The organism is Burkholderia sp. SIMBA_062 (assembly GCF_046534765.1).
Classification (GTDB): Bacteria; Pseudomonadota; Gammaproteobacteria; order Burkholderiales; family Burkholderiaceae; genus Burkholderia; species Burkholderia ambifaria.
In genome coordinates, this window is record NZ_JAWRYD010000003.1 from 188190 (window position 1) to 203856 (window position 15667).

Annotated in this window: 15 protein-coding genes; 8 read left to right on the forward strand and 7 right to left on the reverse strand. The window is 69.2% G+C overall.

Annotation, left to right across the window (positions count from 1 at the left end; translation table 11 throughout):
- Positions 1-236: 236 nt before the first annotated feature.
- From SB786_RS04205 to SB786_RS04220, 4 genes are all read right to left on the reverse strand, one after another.
- Complete coding sequence (locus SB786_RS04205; RefSeq protein ID WP_410726333.1) at positions 237-2993, reverse strand: Hsp70 family protein; 2757 nt, start codon at positions 2991-2993, stop codon at positions 237-239.
- Between the two features lie 5 nt (positions 2994-2998).
- Positions 2999-4840: an Hsp70 family protein gene (locus SB786_RS04210; protein WP_410726334.1), complete on the reverse strand. Its 1842-nt coding sequence runs from the start codon at positions 4838-4840 to the stop codon at positions 2999-3001.
- On the reverse strand, positions 4837-5427 hold the full coding sequence (locus tag SB786_RS04215; protein ID WP_410726335.1) for a DUF2760 domain-containing protein: 591 nt from the start codon (positions 5425-5427) through the stop codon (positions 4837-4839). The genes SB786_RS04210 and SB786_RS04215 overlap by 4 nt, the downstream gene beginning before the upstream one ends.
- Positions 5428-5686: 259 nt before the next feature.
- Positions 5687-6127 carry an Rrf2 family transcriptional regulator gene (locus tag SB786_RS04220; RefSeq protein WP_410726336.1) on the reverse strand — a complete coding sequence of 147 codons (441 nt, stop codon included), beginning with the start codon at positions 6125-6127 and terminating at the stop codon, positions 5687-5689.
- Between the two features lie 141 nt (positions 6128-6268).
- On the opposite strand from SB786_RS04220, the gene SB786_RS04225 reads away from it, so the two are divergent.
- The 5 genes from SB786_RS04225 to SB786_RS04245 all read left to right on the forward strand — a co-directional run bounded on the left by SB786_RS04225 (position 6269) and on the right by SB786_RS04245 (position 11323).
- On the forward strand, positions 6269-7183 hold the full coding sequence (locus tag SB786_RS04225; RefSeq protein ID WP_410726337.1) for an NAD(P)/FAD-dependent oxidoreductase: 915 nt from the start codon (positions 6269-6271) through the stop codon (positions 7181-7183).
- 99 nt (positions 7184-7282) lie between these two features.
- Positions 7283-8209, forward strand: a complete 927-nt coding sequence (locus tag SB786_RS04230) for a LysR family transcriptional regulator (protein WP_410726338.1) — start codon at positions 7283-7285, stop codon at positions 8207-8209.
- A gap of 113 nt (positions 8210-8322) precedes the next feature.
- On the forward strand, positions 8323-9453 hold the full coding sequence (locus SB786_RS04235; protein WP_410726339.1) for a DSD1 family PLP-dependent enzyme: 1131 nt from the start codon (positions 8323-8325) through the stop codon (positions 9451-9453).
- Between the two features lie 146 nt (positions 9454-9599).
- Positions 9600-10571 (forward strand): ornithine cyclodeaminase family protein, encoded by a 972-nt coding sequence (locus tag SB786_RS04240; protein ID WP_410726340.1) that lies wholly within the window; start codon positions 9600-9602, stop codon positions 10569-10571.
- Positions 10572-10600: 29 nt separating this feature from the next.
- Complete coding sequence (locus tag SB786_RS04245) at positions 10601-11323, forward strand: HAD family hydrolase (protein ID WP_410726457.1); 723 nt, start codon at positions 10601-10603, stop codon at positions 11321-11323.
- Between the two features lie 64 nt (positions 11324-11387).
- On the opposite strand, the gene SB786_RS04250 is transcribed toward SB786_RS04245, so the two are convergent.
- Positions 11388-12005 carry a glutathione S-transferase family protein gene (locus tag SB786_RS04250; protein WP_410726341.1) on the reverse strand — a complete coding sequence of 206 codons (618 nt, stop codon included), beginning with the start codon at positions 12003-12005 and terminating at the stop codon, positions 11388-11390.
- Positions 12006-12079: 74 nt separating this feature from the next.
- Positions 12080-12448 (reverse strand): hypothetical protein, encoded by a 369-nt coding sequence (locus SB786_RS04255; protein WP_410726342.1) that lies wholly within the window; start codon positions 12446-12448, stop codon positions 12080-12082.
- A gap of 82 nt (positions 12449-12530) precedes the next feature.
- Here SB786_RS04255 and SB786_RS04260 point away from each other — a divergent pair, with 82 nt between their 5' ends.
- Positions 12531-12998: a MarR family winged helix-turn-helix transcriptional regulator gene (locus tag SB786_RS04260; RefSeq protein ID WP_410726343.1), complete on the forward strand. Its 468-nt coding sequence runs from the start codon at positions 12531-12533 to the stop codon at positions 12996-12998.
- Between the two features lie 30 nt (positions 12999-13028).
- Here the strand turns inward: SB786_RS04260 and SB786_RS04265 are convergent, their stop codons facing one another.
- On the reverse strand, positions 13029-13622 hold the full coding sequence (locus SB786_RS04265; protein WP_006758264.1) for a TetR/AcrR family transcriptional regulator: 594 nt from the start codon (positions 13620-13622) through the stop codon (positions 13029-13031).
- Positions 13623-13741: 119 nt separating this feature from the next.
- Between SB786_RS04265 and SB786_RS04270 the strand changes: the two genes are divergently transcribed.
- Positions 13742-14797 (forward strand): saccharopine dehydrogenase family protein, encoded by a 1056-nt coding sequence (locus SB786_RS04270; protein ID WP_410726344.1) that lies wholly within the window; start codon positions 13742-13744, stop codon positions 14795-14797.
- Positions 14784-15551, forward strand: coding sequence for an isocitrate lyase/phosphoenolpyruvate mutase family protein (locus SB786_RS04275; RefSeq protein WP_410726345.1), 768 nt, complete (start codon positions 14784-14786; stop codon positions 15549-15551). The genes SB786_RS04270 and SB786_RS04275 overlap by 14 nt, the downstream gene beginning before the upstream one ends.
- The last annotated feature ends 116 nt before the right edge of the window (positions 15552-15667 follow it).

Here is a 15667-nt window from a genome sequence, read left to right on the forward strand (position 1 = left end):
CGCGTCGTACCTTGCGCGTCAACGGTCGGTGCGCTGCATGCTCGCGGGGATTCATCTCGCGCGGCGTTCGGCGGCGACGCAGGATGGCGCGAAATTCGAAACAATGGAAAAACGGCGCGAAGCGGCGTCGGTATCGCATGCCTGAATGGAACGGGCGTCGCGGTCGCGCCATGGTTGGCGCGACCGCGACCGGATGCTTCGACCTGCGAACGAGATCGAAGCATCCTGTACTGCCATCAACCGCCCAGCAGCTTCAACCCGGCCGGCAGCGTCTCGCCGAACACACGCGCCGTGTCGGCTTCGTCGAACGCGATCGCTTCGCGCACCATGTCGATCCACGCCGCCGACGCATTCGCGGCCGACAGGCGCTTGATCACCGCTTCGCGCGCGTCGTCCGGCAAATCGCGTTCGCGGTCGCCCGTCATCCGCGCGATTTGCGCGGCCGCGAATGCCGCGGGTTCCACCTGCTTCCAGTCCAGCGCGAACAGCGCGTCGAGCCAGCGGTTCGCGATCCCGGCCGGCACGACACTGTGCGCGCTGCCGTAGAACGGCCGGCGCGCCCCGATCCGCCCGAGCGCCCACGCGCACAGCGTGCGCTCGGCCGGCTTCTGCAATTGCACGATCAATCGCTCGGCCAGTTCCACCTTGCGCTCGACCGGCAATCGTTCGAGCGACGCGGACAAGCGCGTCATGTCGGCCGGGCCGACCTTGGCCGGGTCGAACGGCAGCTTGCGGCGCTTGTCGTCGGACGGTTCGAGGAAGGCGATCGCGTCGCGCACCTGGGTCTGCGCATCGTCGTCGAGGCCACCGGCCACGCGCCGCCACAGCGTCCACCACTCCGACCACACCTGCGCGTCGTTCACGTACTGAATCCCGTCGTCGAACAGCGGCCACAGCTGCTCGATGCGCCATGCATCGAGCGGATGGCCGAAGCCGGGGCGCAGGCAATAGCCGGCCAGGTTCAGCCATGCGCGTTCGTGATCGGCCGAGCGCCGCCGACGACGCGCCCGTGCGAGCAACGCGTCGAACAGTTCGCGCGCGAGCGCGACGTCCCATTCGTCACGCGGGCCGAGCACCTGTTCAAGTTGCGCGCGCAACCGTCGCGTGTCCTTCGGCGTGACGTCCGCGGCCTTGCTGCCGAACGAGCGGTCGATCAGCTCGATCGCGTGGTCGACACGCGGATGGCGCGCCGGCGCGGCGCCGTCGCCCTGCGCGGGCGCATCGCCGCGCAACTGGAATTCGAGCCGCCAGCGCCGCGATGCATCGTCCGTCGCGATGCAGTGCATTTCGAGCGTGCCGACCTCGGTCAGCGATGCGGTGAGTTTCACCGGCGTTTCGCGGGCGTCGCCGCCGGCCTGCCGGTCGACGACCGTCGCGATGGGCGGCAGCCGCACGAAATCGCCGCCGTCCAGCTCGACGAGATCGCCGGGCCGGTACGCGGTGTCAGCCACCGTCGATACGAGGTGGAAACGCACCGGCTGCCCGAGCTGCAGCGCGAACGTGCGCTCCTCGAGCCGGATGTCGCGGCCTTCGTCGGCGCCGCGTGGCAGCAGGCAGACGCCGCGCGGCGCGGCGGCGCCGTCGCCCTCGCCGTCGTCGAGCACGAGGAAATAGCTGCGCGCGGAGCCGCCGCCGATGCGCGGCGCATGCCCGGCCCGCGCCAGGCCGTACGCCACCGCGCCGCGCGCGACGGCCACGTCCGGATGCGCGTTGTGCAGCACGTCGAGCGGTGCGCCGCGCCAGGCGCCGAGCGTCCGCGCGAGGCGGCCGGCGAGTGCGCCCGCGCGAAACACGCCGCCGTTGAGCAGCAGCGTGTCGGGCAGCGGGCCTTCCGCATGACGGTTCAGGAACGCGGCGACGTGGCGCGTGACGCCCGGGTCGCTCGCATACGGCAAGCCGAATTCGACGATCGCGGCCCGCGCACGGCGCGGCAGCTCGCCCGCCTCGACCTGCGGAAAGAAACCGTCGACGACGACCTGCTCGACTTCCTGCCGCGTCAACTCGGCCGAGCGCGCGCCGCCGACGAGCTTGCTGCCCGCGCCGAGCAGCGTCACGGTGACGGACGCCGGCGCGTCGTCGCCGAGCAGCCGCTCCTTCGCGGCGCGGCAGCGCTCGACGAGCTGCGACAGGCTCGCGGCGGACAGCCGCGTGCCGGGGTCGGTCAGCCGCGTCTCGACCAGGCGCGCGAGCGCGAGGTCCATGTTGTCGCCGCCGAGCATCAGGTGGTTGCCGACGCCGACGCGCGTGAAGGTCGGCTCGCCGTCGTCGCCGGGCGCGACGTCGACGAGCGTGAGATCGGTCGTGCCGCCGCCGACGTCGCAGATCAGCACGCGGCGCGGCGCGGCGAACGTGTCGCGCAACGTCGCGCGCTGGCCGTATAACCAATCGTAGAACGCGGCCTGCGGTTCTTCGAGCAAGCGCAGCGCCGGCAGTTTCGCGCGCCTGGCCGCCTCGACCGTCAACGCGCGTGCGCCGTCGTCGAACGAGGCCGGCACCGTCAGAATGACGTCCTGCTTCGCGAGCGGCGCATCGGGAAAGCGGGCATCCCACGCGGCACGCACGTGCGCGAGATAGCTCGCGCTCGCGTCGACCGGCGACACCTTGTCGACACCGTCGGCCGCGCCCCACGGCAGGATCGCCGCGAGCCGGTCGACCGATGCGTGCGACAGCCAGCTCTTCGCGCTGGTGACGAGCCGGCCCGGCACCTGGGCGCCGAGCATGCGCGCATAACGGCCGATCACGGCCGGCGGCACATCAGCCGCGGCCGCGCCGGCCTTCGGAGCGGGCGCCCACGGCAGGCGCAGCGCGTCCGGCGGCAGCTCGCCCGCCGCCGGGTGATAGCGCACCGACGGCAGCAGCGGCTGCGCGGCCACCGCGCCGGGGCCGACCAGCTGGTCGACGTCGAACACGCGGATCGCGTCGGAACCGGCCTCGACGTATGCGACGACCGTGTTGCTCGTGCCGAGGTCGATGCCGACGGTATAGCGCTTCATCGCGCTCAGGCGGCGCCGCGCACGTCGAACTCGACCTTCCAGCGCTCGTCCGTCCCGCTCGGGATCGCCTCGAGTTCGAGCGTGCCGGCTTCGGTCACGCGCGCATGCAGCTTCACCGGCACGATCTCGCCGACCGTGCGCCCTTCGGCGGGCAGCGTGGCCTGGATTTCCTCGAGCTCCTGCAGCTCTTCCGGCGACCAGTAGTCGAGCAGCGTGCCGACCTCGTCCTGACGGCGCACCGACGACCCGAAGAAGCGGAACTGCACCGGTTCGCCGACGACGAGCCCGAACTCCTGCGGCGGCAGCGCCGCATCCGAGCCTTCCTCCATCCCGAACGGTGCGACGCACAGCGCCTGCACCGGCGGTTCGAGCCCCGGCACCGCGGGCATCGCCGATTCGATCGCGACGTAGTACGCGCGCGCCGTGCCGCCGCGAATGCGCACGCCACGGCCGCGCTTCACGAAGCCGTAGTACGCGGCGCCGCGCGCGACCGCGAGATCGAGGTCCGCGCCTTCGAGCAGGCGCGCGGCCGGCGCACCTTCGGCGGCCAGCCAGCCGTTGAGCGTATCGAGCACGCGCTGCGTGAGCAGCGCCGACTTGAACACGCCGCCGTTGAACAGCACGGCCGTCGGATGCAGGAACGTCGCGCCTTGCGGCAGCGTGCGCTGTACGCCTTCGAGCGCGTCGAGCGCCGCGACCTGGCGGCCGAGGAACGCCGCGAGATGGCGCGTGATGCCCGCGTCCTGCGCATACGGCAGGCCGAGTTGCGTGAGGCCGACGCGCGCGCGGCTCACCGGCCGCGCAGCCGCATCGACTTGCGGGAAGAAGCCTTCGAGGATCGTCTGCGTGAGTTCCGCGCGCGTCAGTTCGGTGCGGATCGAACCGCCGATCAGCTTCGAGCCGCGGCTCGGCACGACGAGCGGCACCGCGTCGGCCGTCGGGTCGGACAGCAGCGTTTCCTTCGCGGCGCGGCACGCGTAGGTCAGCGCGCGCAGTTGCCACGGATCGGCCTGCGTGCCCTGCTGCGCGAGCTTGCGCGCGACCACGTGCGCGAGCGCGAGGTCCATGTTGTCGCCGCCGAGCAGGATGTGCTCGCCGACCGCCACGCGATGCAGTTCCAGGTTGCCGTCGCGCTCGACCACCGCGATCAGCGACAGGTCGGTCGTGCCGCCGCCGACGTCCACGCACAGGATCAGGTCGCCGACCCGCACCTGCTTGCGCCAGCCGCCTTCGCTCTTCTGGATCCAGCTGTAGAGCGCCGCTTGCGGCTCTTCCAGCAGCGTCATCCGCGAGTAGCCGGCGGCACGCGCGGCTTCTGCCGTCAGTTCGCGCGCGGCCGGGTCGAACGACGCGGGGATCGTGACCGTCACGTCCTGATCGGCGAACGGTGCGTCGGGATGCGCGTGGTCCCACGCTTCGCGCAGGTGCGTCAGGTAGCGGATCGAGCTTTCCAGCGGCGACACGCGCGCCACTTCGGGCGGCGCATCGCTCGGCAGGATCGCCGCGCGGCGGTCGACGCCCGGGTGGCACAGCCAGCTCTTCGCGCTCGACACGAGGCGGATCGGCGTGGCCGCGCCGCGGGTGCGCGCCATCTCGCCGACCGCGAAGCCGCGCGAGTCCGTCCACGGCAGCGTCAGGTCGCCCTGCGTGAGCTCGCTTTCATGCGGAAGATAGAGGAACGACGGCAGCAGGTCGCGCGACTCCAGCGCACCGGGCGCGGTCAGCTGCGCGATCGGCAGCACCTGCTGCGTGATGCTTTCGCCGTCGCTCGCGGCGCTGTCGACGTACGACAGCGCGCAATGGGTCGTACCGAGGTCGATACCGATCGAATAGCGCGGATCGCTCACAGTTCCACCTCCGCCGGTGCGACCACCGATGCGTCGTGGCTGCCCGTCAGCTTCGGCAGGCGCACGTCGGCCACGCGCCAGCCGCGATGGCTGACCGTGCCCGTGAAGGGCGCCGCGCCGACCACGTTCCCCGTCACGCGCACGGCCGTCGCGTCGAAGCCGGCCGGCAGCGTCACGCGGCTGCCCTCGGCTTCATCGCGCACCGGCACGATCGTGAAGTGTTCGCGCAGCGCGGCACGGCAGCCGTCGTGCACGAGGCGTGCGGCGGCGCCGATGTCGGCGTCCGCGTAGCCGGCGATGTCTTCCTCGACGAAGTCGATGAAGCGCGCATCACGCTGCAGCAGGCCGAGCAGTTGCAGCGCGGCTTGCGGGCTGGCTTCGCGCAGCTCGGGCGCCGGCGCCTTCGCGGGCGCGGGTGCCGGCGCCGCGGCGGGGGTCGGCGCGACCGGCGCGGGGGCGACCGGTGCCGGCGCGCCGTCGCGCAGGCGCAGCGCGCCGGCCGCGAACTCGCGGTTGCCGAGCACGGAGAAGAACGTGCCGACGGCCAGCGACAGCCGGCCGAAGAAGGACAGGTTGGTTTCGGGCATGGGGTCTGGACTCCTGTGGGCTCGCGACGCGGCGAGCATCTTGCCTGGGCGCCCGGCGACGGCGTGCGACTGCGCACTGCCGCCGCCCGGCGCGTGATTCGGACGCGCCCTCGCGGGTGCGGAAAACCCGTATTTTGCCCTGTGGCGGGCGAATCGGGCAGAAGTTGGGGGACAGAACGTCGCGGCCCGGCGGTTTCGCGCCGCGCCGGATTACGTCGGACTACCGGCTATCGGCGGGCGGCCGTGTTGTTGCAGCGCGTCAGCGCGGCCTACGGCGGCGCGGCGCCTTCGCTTCGAAATCGCGTGACAGCATGCCGAGCGTGACCTCGCCGAAGCGCGCGAGCAGCACCGCCTCAGCCTCTTTCAGCGTGGCCGACAGATGCGCATTGACCGCCTGTTCGACCAGGCATTCGGGCGCATCCTCGGACACCAGATCCGAAAACACCGGCGGCTCGCCCACCGCGCGATAGACATCGAGCAGCGTGATGTCGTCGAGCGCGACGGCGAGCGCCCAGCCGCCGCCGTGGCCTTTTTCCGACTGCACGTAGCCGCAGTCGCGCAAGCCGCCGAGCAGGCGCCGCACGACGACCGGATTCGTGCCCAGCATCACCGCGATCGCCTCCGACGTCAGCGGGCCGTCGGCCTGGTCCATGTGGATCAGCGCATGCAGCATGCGCGACAAACGGCTATCGGTTCTCATGGCCGGGCGGCTCCCACTCTCGAAACTTCTGAAGTTGCATGAATGATACCATCGACCTATCATGCAACTTCTCGTGTTTCATGAGTTGACCCCATCGAAGCACGTTCTTCGCTGGCACGGATTCCGGAAAGAGGTGAACACATGCAGAACCATCATGAAGTGATCGTGATCGGCGGCAGCTTTGCCGGGCTGTCCGCCGCGATGCAACTGGCGCGCGCGCGACGCCGCGTGCTCGTGATCGATGCCGGGCGGCCGCGCAATCGTTTCGCGGAGGATGCGCACGGCTTTTTCGGCCAGGACGGCAAGCCGCCGGCGCGGATCGTCGCCGACGCCGCCGCGCAACTCGCGGCCTATCCGACCGTGCTGCAGACCGCCGGCGAAGCGCGCTCCGCCGAGCGCGATGCGAGCGGCCGCTTTCACGTGACGCTCGCGGACGGCAGCCGCGCCAGCGCCGACCGGCTGATCCTCGCGACCGGCATCCGCGACGCGTTGCCCGTGTTGCCGGGGCTCGCGGAACGCTGGGGCGTCAGCGTGCTGCATTGTCCGTATTGCCATGGGTACGAGGTGGCGGGCCGGCAACTCGGCGTGCTCGCCACGCATCCGCTGTCCGTGCATCAGGCGATCCTGATTCCCGATTGGGGGCCGACGACGTGGTTCACACAAGGCGTGGCCGAACCGAATGAAGAGGAAGCCGCGTTGCTGGACGCACGCGGCGTGCGTATCGAGCGGTCGCCGGTCGTCGACATCCTCGGCGACGCACCGCGTATCGAAGCGTTACGGCTCGCCGACGGGCAGGTCGTGCCGATCGAGGCGCTGTTCATCGGCGCGCGTACGGAGATGGCGAGCGATCTCGCGCAACAGCTCGGCTGTGCGTTCGACGAAGGGCCGCTCGGCGTGGCGATCCGCGTCGATACGTGGAAGCAGACGAGCGTTCCCGGCGTGTTCGCGGCCGGCGATGCGTCGAGCCTGATGACGAATGCGACGTTCGCGTCGGCATCGGGCGTCGCAGCCGGCGTGGGCGCGCATCGTTCGTTGATTTTCGGGCTGGACGCGTGACGGGTATGAAACCGCAGGTCGGTTGACGCGGGGTAACGCTATCGTCTTCACGCGATGTGTTGTTTAATGCTCCGCAACGCCAGCATTAAGAGACATGCAATGCTCGATCTCGAAGACCTTCGACTCGTCCGCGCGATCGGCGCGTCGCGCTCATTGGCATCCGCCGCCCGATTGCTCGACCTCACCCCGCCCGCGGTCACGATCCGCCTGCAGCGCATGGAGGCGCGGCTGGACGTACGCCTTGCCGTGCGACAGCCGAAAGGCATCGCATTGACCGACGAAGGCCAGCGGCTGTATCAGGAGGCCGTCGAGATTCTCGAGCGCGTCGAGGCGCTCCCGGTCAACATCTCGGGCGATCACGGCGACGTGCAGGGCACGCTGCGCGTCGTCGCGCCATTCGGCTTCGGACGCAAGTACGTCGCGCGGATCGTGCGCGACGTGCAGCGCGCGCATCCGAAGCTCGAGATCTCGCTGCATCTATCGGAGAGCCCGCTGGGCAGCGCGTCGGGCGCCGACGTGGTCGTGCATGTCGGCACCCTGAAGTCGTCGTCGTGGATCGGCTATCCGCTCGCACCCAACGAGCGCTTCCTGTGCGCGAGCCCCGGTTACGCGCGTCGCATCGACGCACTGAACCATCCGTCGGACCTCGCCCGCCACGACTGCCTGTGCCTGCGCGAGAACGACGAGGACGTCCCGCGCTGGCACTTCTCGCAACCCGGCGACAACAAGGGCGAACCCAGGCGAACCGCGGTGATCCGCGTCATGGGCGCGCTTTCGTCGAACGACGGCACCGTCATCACCGACTGGGCACTGGCCGGCCTCGGCATCGTGGAGCGCTCGGAATGGGACGTCGCGCCGCTGCTCGCGAACGGCAAGCTGGTGCGGCTGCTGCCTGACTGGCATCTGCCGCCCGCGCCGGTGACCGCGCTGCTGCCGTCGCGCACCGGCCGCTCCGCGCGGCAACGGGTTTTCCTCGACGCCGCGAAGCAATTTCTCGATCCGCCGCCATGGCGCGGCAAGGCATGAGCGGCCATCCCCGATTAAATGCTGCTTAATGATCGATTTGGCACGCGTTAAACACGCGGCTTGCCAAGCGCCCTACAGTGTTCGCTGTCGGCAACCCACCGAGGCAACGCACCATGGGCATCGCACCCCTGAACACCCCCGCCGCATTGATCGACGTCGATCGCATGCGCAACAACATCGCGCGCATGCAGGCGCATCTCGACGCGCTGGGCGTCAAGTTCCGGCCGCACGTGAAGACCACCAAGTGCCGGCACGTCGTCGACGCGCAGATCGCGGCCGGCGCGCAGGGCATCACGGTGTCCACGCTGAAGGAAGCCGAACAGTTCTTCGCAGCCGGCGTGCGCGACATCGTCTACGCGGTCGGGATGATTCCGGCCAAGCTGGGTCAGGCACTGGCGCTGCGCCGCCAGGGCTGCGACCTGAAGATCGTCGCCGACAGCCTGGAAACCGCGAACGCGATCGCCGAATTCGGGCGCGAGCACGGCGAGCGCTTCGACGTGTGGATCGAAGTCGACGTCGACGGCCACCGTTCGGGGATTCGGCCCGACGACGGTCTGCTGATCGACGTCGGCCGCGCGCTGGTCGATGGCGGCATGGCGCTCGGCGGCGTGCTCGCTCACGCCGGCTCCAGTTATGAATACGACACGCACGACGCGCTGGTCGCGATCGCCGAACAGGAGCGCAGCCGCACCGTGCACGCCGCCGAGCGCCTCAGGGCCGCCGGCTTGCCCTCCCCGGTGGTGAGCATCGGTTCGACGCCGACCGCGCTGTCCGCGACGAACCTCGACGGGGTGACGGAAGTCCGCGCAGGCGTATACGTGCTGTTCGACCTCGTGATGCACAACATCGGCGTATGCGCGCTGGCCGACATCGCGCTGTCGGTGCTGACCACCGTCATCGGACACCAGCAAGAAAAAGGCTGGGCCATCGTCGACGCGGGCTGGATGGCGATGAGCCGCGATCGCGGCACCCAGCGGCAGGCGCGGGATTTCGGCTACGGGCAGGTGTGTACCGAAGACGGCGACGTGCTCGGCGAGTACGTGATGAGCTCGGCCAATCAGGAGCACGGCATCGTGTCGCGGATCGATACGCCCGACACGCGCATCGCGCAGCGGTTTCCGATCGGGACGCGTTTGCGGATCCTGCCGAACCACGCGTGCGCGACCGGTGCGCAACATCCGGAATACCACGCGCTGAGCGGCGACGGCACGGTCCAGACGTGGCCGCGCTTCTACGGGTGGTGAGCGTCACGAGCAAGGCAGCCGGTGCGGCGATCCAACGCCCGCCGACACCGGTCGCCGCTCCGTCATCCGGACCGAATTGACAGTTTGTCTACATCTATACAAACTATACATATTGCGATTCGCATTGCTCCACAGGCTCGCCCACCATGCCGACAGACGCTCAACTCCTTCTACTTGACCGCGACGTGGTCGAGCCGGCCCTTCAAGCCGAACACGTGACGGCGGCGGTCCGCGAGGCCTTCGTGCTGCATAGTCGACGCGCCGGACGCGTGTTCCCGGTCGTCCGCGAGAAGCTGCATACCGGCGGCGTATTCGGGATCAAGTCGGGCGACGTCGCGAGCCAGGATCTGCTCGGTTTCAAGGCGGCCGGGTTCTGGCCCGGCAATCGGGGCCGCGGTGGCGAACCGCATCAGGCGACGATCGCGCTGTTCGATCCGGCCACCGGCCGCCCGCTCTGCATCATGGACGGCAACGCGATCACCACGGCCCGGACCGGTGCGGCAGGCGGGCTCGGGCTGCAGGCGCTCGCCCGCCGCGACAGCACGCGCCTCTGCGTGTTCGGCACCGGCGTGCAGGCACGCGTCCAGCTCGACTATGCGATCAGGCTGCTGCCGCAACGGTGCGCGGTGCAGTACGTGAACGTCAGCGGCGAGGTCGATCCGGTGTTCGAATCGGCATTCCGCGAACGCTGCGACATCCGCGTCGCGCGAGACCGCAACGATGCGGTGGCCGACAGCGACGTCGTCATCACGGCGACGCCGGGCGGCGGCCCGCTGTTCGATGCGGACGCGGTGCAGCCGGGCACGCATCTGACTTGCGTGGGCGCGGATACCGCGGGCAAGCGCGAACTTCCCGAACGCGTATTGGAGCGCGCGCGGATTTTCGTGGACGATCACGAGCAGGCGCGCAGCATCGGCGAGTGTCAGTGGGCGCCGGATTTGCCGCGCACTGAAATCGGCGACGTGCTCTCGGGGGCCGTGTCAGTCGATCGCGCGGCGAGCGACATCACCGTGTTCGACATGACGGGGCTCGCGCTGCAGGACCTGACCGTTGCGCGTTTCCTGTATCGGCACGCTGTCGAGCGCGGCGCCGGGCGCGCCATCCCGTGGCCGTGGTGAGCGGCGACTGCGTGGTATCTTCCGTCGCCATGCACCTGACCAACGTTTCCGCCATCTCGTTCGATCTCGACGACACGCTGTGGCCGTTCGGACCTTCCGTCGAACGGGCCGAAGCGTCGCTGCATGCGTGGCTGCTCGCGCACGCGCCCGAGACCGCGCGCGTGCTGCCCACGTCGCAGGCGCTGAACCGGTTGCGCGACGAATTCGAACGCTTGCGGCCGGATCTCGTCGGCGACTATCGTGCGTTGCGCATCGGGTCGATCCGGCTTGCGCTGGAACGCGCGAACGAAGACGTCACGCTGACCGAGCGCGCATACGACGTGTTCTATTCCGCGCGGAACCAGGTCGAGTTCTTCGACGATGCATTGCCGGCACTCGCGTGGCTGAGCGCGCGCTTTCCGCTGATCGCGGTGACGAACGGCAATGCGGACCTTCGGCTGACCGGCGGCGGCGAGTTCTTCCGCGACACGCTCAGCGCGCGTGCGTTCGGCTTCGCGAAACCCGAGCCGGAGATCTTTCATGCGGCCGCCGCGACGCTTGGCGTGCGCGCGGCGGAACTGCTCCACGTCGGGGACGACTACCACCTCGATGTCGTCGGCGCGTTGAATGCGGGGCTTCAGGCGGCGTGGGTGGTGCGCGACGAAGGGTCGGAAACAGCGCACGCCGCGCATCGTGCCCCGCCCCGTCATCTGACCATTCGCGACTTGTCGATGCTGTGTCGCGCGCTGGGCGCGCCCGTCGGGCTGTCCTGACCGCAGGCCCGCGAATCGCGCGGCCGAACTCAATCGCGCCCGTCGACATCACCGACCGCCGTCTTCACGCCGCCTTGCGCGCCTCCGCAATCCGCTGCGGCGCCTTCGGCCGCGCATACAACCGTTCGAGATACGCGCGCAATTGCGGGAACGGTTCGATCAGGTTGCATTCGCTCGCCCAGTCGATCAGATACGCGGTCACGCAATCGGCCACCGTCAGCGTATCGCCGACGATGAATTCACGTCCTTCGAGATGCTTGTCGAGGATCGTGGCCATTGCGTTGAAATCCTCGCACGCCAGTTCGATATCGGCCGGCGAGCGCTTCTCGGGCGGATAGATGAACGTATGCCGCGTGATGCGCCACAGCGGCTGCTCGAGCTCAGTCACCGCGAACATGATCCACCGATAGGCGTCGGCACGCCGCGCGAGATCGGCCGGCAGCAACGCCTTCTCCGGATACTTGTCCGCGAGATACAGCACGATCGCGGCCGACTCGGGAATCACGAGGTCGCCGTCCACCAGCACGGGCACCTTCCCGGCCGGATTGAGGTGCAGGAATTCGGGCCGCTTGTGCTCGCCCGCGAGCAGGTTGACCGACACGAATTCGAAATCCGCGTCCAGTTCCTTCAGCCCCCACAGCGCGCGTTGCGTGCGGGTGCCGGCAAATCCGTAAAGCTTCATTGCAGTGTCTCCATCCAGATTGTCGGGAATTGGTCTCCATGCAGGCCGCGGCGCATGGTTCATGAGTTCATCGCTTACATACCGGGCACCGCGAGCACCGGCATCACGTCGATCGCGTCGCCCGGGAACAGCGTGAAATGCGGATGGCCTTCGAACAGCGCGGCGGCAGCATCGTGCGATGCGGCGCGCACGACGGTAAAGCCGCTCATCGCATTGGCGGTATCCGTGATGCCGCCCTTGCCGATGGTCTTGGTCTTGCCGAGCGGGCCGCCGAGCTCGACGATCGCGTCACGATGCCGGTTGGCCCACGCATGCCACGCGGCGATCCCTTCGCGCTCCCGCGTGCGGCGCTCTTCCTCCGGTAACGCCATCCACGCCTTCATGGCCGGGCTCTCCTTGCTGCCGAGGAATACCGCGAGATACAACTGCTGTTGCGCACTCATGCTTCCTCCGTCCGATGGCGGGAACGGCGGGCTGCCGCTCCTCGCCCTTGACACGATAGGTTGATATCAACACAATTGCAACATGGCACGCAAAGAAACGCTTCCTTTCGAAACGACGCTGATGGTGCGCGATTGCTGCCTGTGCCTGCACATGCAGCGCGCGGCGCGCAATCTCGCGCGCATTTTCGACGATGTGCTGCGTCCGCTGGATCTCACCAACGGCCAGTTTTCGCTATTGATGTCGCTGAACCGGCCGCAACCGGCCGCGATGAAATCGGTCGCGTCGCTGCTCGCGATGGATCGCACCACGCTGACCGCCGCGTTGAAACCGCTCGAGCGGCGCGGGCTGGTCACGATCGTGCAGGATCCGGACGACAAACGCAGCCGCCTGCTCGAACTCACGCCGGCCGGCCATCGTCTGCTGACCGACGCGTTTCCGCTGTGGCAGCAGGCGCACGCCGAGATCGAGCAGCCGTTCGCGGCGGGAGAAGTCGACGTGTTGCGCGATCAGTTGCGCACGCTGTCGGAGGATCCGGCTACGCGCGGCTGAAGCCGCGCGCGGCACGGCCCGACCCGCGCTTCACTTCGTGCCCTTCGTCGGCATCAGCAGTTGCGCGAACTCCTGCAGGAAGCGCACGGGGCCGTGCGCGTGCAGCGCGTGCCCGCTGCTGAGCGCGCCGTCGATGACGGTCGCGAGCCGCAGCGCGTAAGTCTGCGGTTCGTCGATCCCTATCGCGCTCGCCAGTTCCGTCAGCCGGCGCCGCAATTCCTGCTTGTGCGCGACGGCGACCTTGCGGGCCGGATGATTGCCATCCGCGTACTCCGCGGCGATGTTGATCTGCGGACAGCCGCGATAGCCGGGCCGCTCGATGCGCTCGCCGATCCACTGCAACTGCGCATCCAGTTCCTCGCGCGGCGTGCGCCGGTACCGCGCGGCCACCGCGTCCCAGTGCGCCCAGAAATCCGCATCCTCGCGCAGCAGAAACGCCTCGATCAGGTCGTCCTTCGTCGCGAAATGCCGATACAGGCTCGTCTTCGCGACGCCCGCCTGCGCGACGATCAAATCCACGCCGACCGCGCGCGTCCCTTCCCGATAGAACAGCGCGCTGGCCGTTTGCAGAATGCGCTCGCGCGTATCGGGCGCGCTCCCCTTCGTGTCCGTTCCCTGTTTCATCCAAGCCCGGCCGCCGAGGGCCGCCTGTCCTGCAAAAGTGCATTCGATGATAGCACCGTGGGGTTGACGACGCTACAGGTCTGTACTATAAAACAAACCGGTCTGTATCGGAGTGGATCATGGACGGTCGAATGACGGTTGCGGTGTATGGCGCCACGGGTCACACCGGGCGGTTTGTCGTCGCGGAACTGGAACGGCGCGGCCTCGGCGCGATGCGCATCGGGCGCGACGCCGCGCGGCTCGCGCAAGGCGGCAACGACGCGGCGCCGTGGCGCGTCGCATCGGTCGACGATCCGGCCGCGCTCCACGCCGCATTGCGCGGCGCGCACGCGGTGATCAATTGCGCGGGCCCCTACCTCGATACCGCGCTGCCGCTCGCCGACGCAGCGTTGCGCGCAGGTATTCCGTATCTCGACCTGACGGCCGAGCAGCCGTCCGTTCAGACACTGACCGACCAGCGCGACGCCCGTGCACGCGCCGCCGGCGTGACGCTCGTGCCGGCCGCCGCGTTCTACGGCGGCCTGGCCGACCTGCTCGTGACGGCCGTCGTCGACCCGCACCGGCCAATCGAGCGCGTCGACGTCGCGACCGGCCTCGACAGCTGGCATCCGACGCGCGGCACGCGCGTGACCGGCGCGCGCAATCACGCGACCCGGCTGATTCAGCGGGACGGCAAGCCGACCGCGGTGCCGTCGACGGCACGCGAGCGCCGGTGGCCGTTTCCGTCGCCGCTCGGCGACGTCGACGTGACGCTGCTGCCGTTCTCGGAAGTGATGACGCTCGCGCGTCATCTGCGCATCGATACGATCGAGTCCTGGCTCGCGACACTCGCGCTGCGCGATATCCGCGATGCCGGCACGCCGCCGCCGCAACCGGTCGACGCGCTCGGCCGCTCGGCGCAGCAATTCGTGATGGACGCCATCGTCGTGCAGAACGGCATCACGCAACGCGCGAGCGCGTCGGGACGCGACATCTATGCGGTCAGCGCGCCGATCATCGTCGAGGCGACGGTCCGCCTGCTGAGCGGCCGTACACTGACGTCGGGCGGTGTGCGCAGCCTGGGCGAACTGTTCGACGCGCGCGATTTTCTCGCGGCGCTCGACACCATCGACGTATCGTTCGATACGATCACCGATCGGCATTTCAACCGGAGGGACGAGCATGAGTCGCAATAAGAAGGAAAAAGCCGCGTATTTCCGTTCGCTTCATCGTGCGGGCGAGCCGCTCGCGCTGTTCAACGTATGGGACGCCGGCAGCGCGCGCACGGTAGCCGATGCGGGTGGCGTCGCACTGGCGACGGGCAGCTGGTCGGTCGCGGTCGCGAACGGGTTCGCCGACGGCGAGCAGATGCCGAAAGCGCTCGTGATGGAATTGCTCGCGCGGATCGCGCAAGCGACCGACCTGCCTGTGACCGTCGATCTCGAAAGCGGGTACGGCGAGCGGCTGGAGGAGGTGGCCGACACGATCGCGCGCAGCATCGAGGCCGGCGCGATCGGCTGCAATCTGGAGGACAGCTTTCCGGCGACGGGCGAACTGCGCACCATCGACGACGCGGCCACGCGCGTCGCGGCAGCCCGGCAGGCGGCCGATCGCGCGGACATCGGCTACTTCATCAACGCGCGCACCGACGTGTTCTTCAAGGCTGCAGCCGACACGCACGACGAACGGCTTCTGGACGACGTGCTGACCCGCGCACGCGCGTACGCGGCGGCGGGCGCCGACGGCCTGTTCGTGCCGGGCCTGCGCTCGCCGGCGCTGATTCGCGCGCTGACGGCCGCGTCGCCGCTGCCCGTGAACATCATGCGCGTGGCCGACACGCCGACGCTTGCCGAACTCGCGGAATACGGCGTCGCGCGCATCAGTCACGGGCCCTACCCTTACCTGCAGGCGATGAAGGCGCTTGCGGCGGTGGTAAAGCAAGGCGGCTAGCCGCTGCGCGGGGCGCACATCGGACGATGACATCCGATGCAATCGCCGGCCCCACGCTTCACGTGTCGCGCCGCCTGTCCGGCTGCGCGCATTGCAACCCGCAGCGGGCCGATGCG

What these genes read in the sequence shown, in the direction of transcription:
- SB786_RS04205 (WP_410726333.1), bottom strand. Translation starts at nt 2,993, where the DNA reads ATGAAGCGCTATACCGTCGGCATCGACCTCGGCACGAGCAACACGGTC.
- SB786_RS04215 (WP_410726335.1), bottom strand. Translation starts at nt 5,427, where the DNA reads ATGCCCGAAACCAACCTGTCCTTCTTCGGCCGGCTGTCGCTGGCCGTC.
- SB786_RS04220 (WP_410726336.1), bottom strand. Translation starts at nt 6,127, where the DNA reads ATGAGAACCGATAGCCGTTTGTCGCGCATGCTGCATGCGCTGATCCAC.
- SB786_RS04225 (WP_410726337.1), top strand. Translation starts at nt 6,269, where the DNA reads ATGCAGAACCATCATGAAGTGATCGTGATCGGCGGCAGCTTTGCCGGG.
- SB786_RS04230 (WP_410726338.1), top strand. Translation starts at nt 7,283, where the DNA reads ATGCTCGATCTCGAAGACCTTCGACTCGTCCGCGCGATCGGCGCGTCG.
- SB786_RS04235 (WP_410726339.1), top strand. Translation starts at nt 8,323, where the DNA reads ATGGGCATCGCACCCCTGAACACCCCCGCCGCATTGATCGACGTCGAT.
- SB786_RS04240 (WP_410726340.1), top strand. Translation starts at nt 9,600, where the DNA reads ATGCCGACAGACGCTCAACTCCTTCTACTTGACCGCGACGTGGTCGAG.
- SB786_RS04245 (WP_410726457.1), top strand. Translation starts at nt 10,601, where the DNA reads ATGCACCTGACCAACGTTTCCGCCATCTCGTTCGATCTCGACGACACG.
- SB786_RS04250 (WP_410726341.1), bottom strand. Translation starts at nt 12,005, where the DNA reads ATGAAGCTTTACGGATTTGCCGGCACCCGCACGCAACGCGCGCTGTGG.
- SB786_RS04255 (WP_410726342.1), bottom strand. Translation starts at nt 12,448, where the DNA reads ATGAGTGCGCAACAGCAGTTGTATCTCGCGGTATTCCTCGGCAGCAAG.
- SB786_RS04260 (WP_410726343.1), top strand. Translation starts at nt 12,531, where the DNA reads ATGGCACGCAAAGAAACGCTTCCTTTCGAAACGACGCTGATGGTGCGC.
- SB786_RS04265 (WP_006758264.1), bottom strand. Translation starts at nt 13,622, where the DNA reads ATGAAACAGGGAACGGACACGAAGGGGAGCGCGCCCGATACGCGCGAG.
- SB786_RS04270 (WP_410726344.1), top strand. Translation starts at nt 13,742, where the DNA reads ATGGACGGTCGAATGACGGTTGCGGTGTATGGCGCCACGGGTCACACC.
- SB786_RS04275 (WP_410726345.1), top strand. Translation starts at nt 14,784, where the DNA reads ATGAGTCGCAATAAGAAGGAAAAAGCCGCGTATTTCCGTTCGCTTCAT.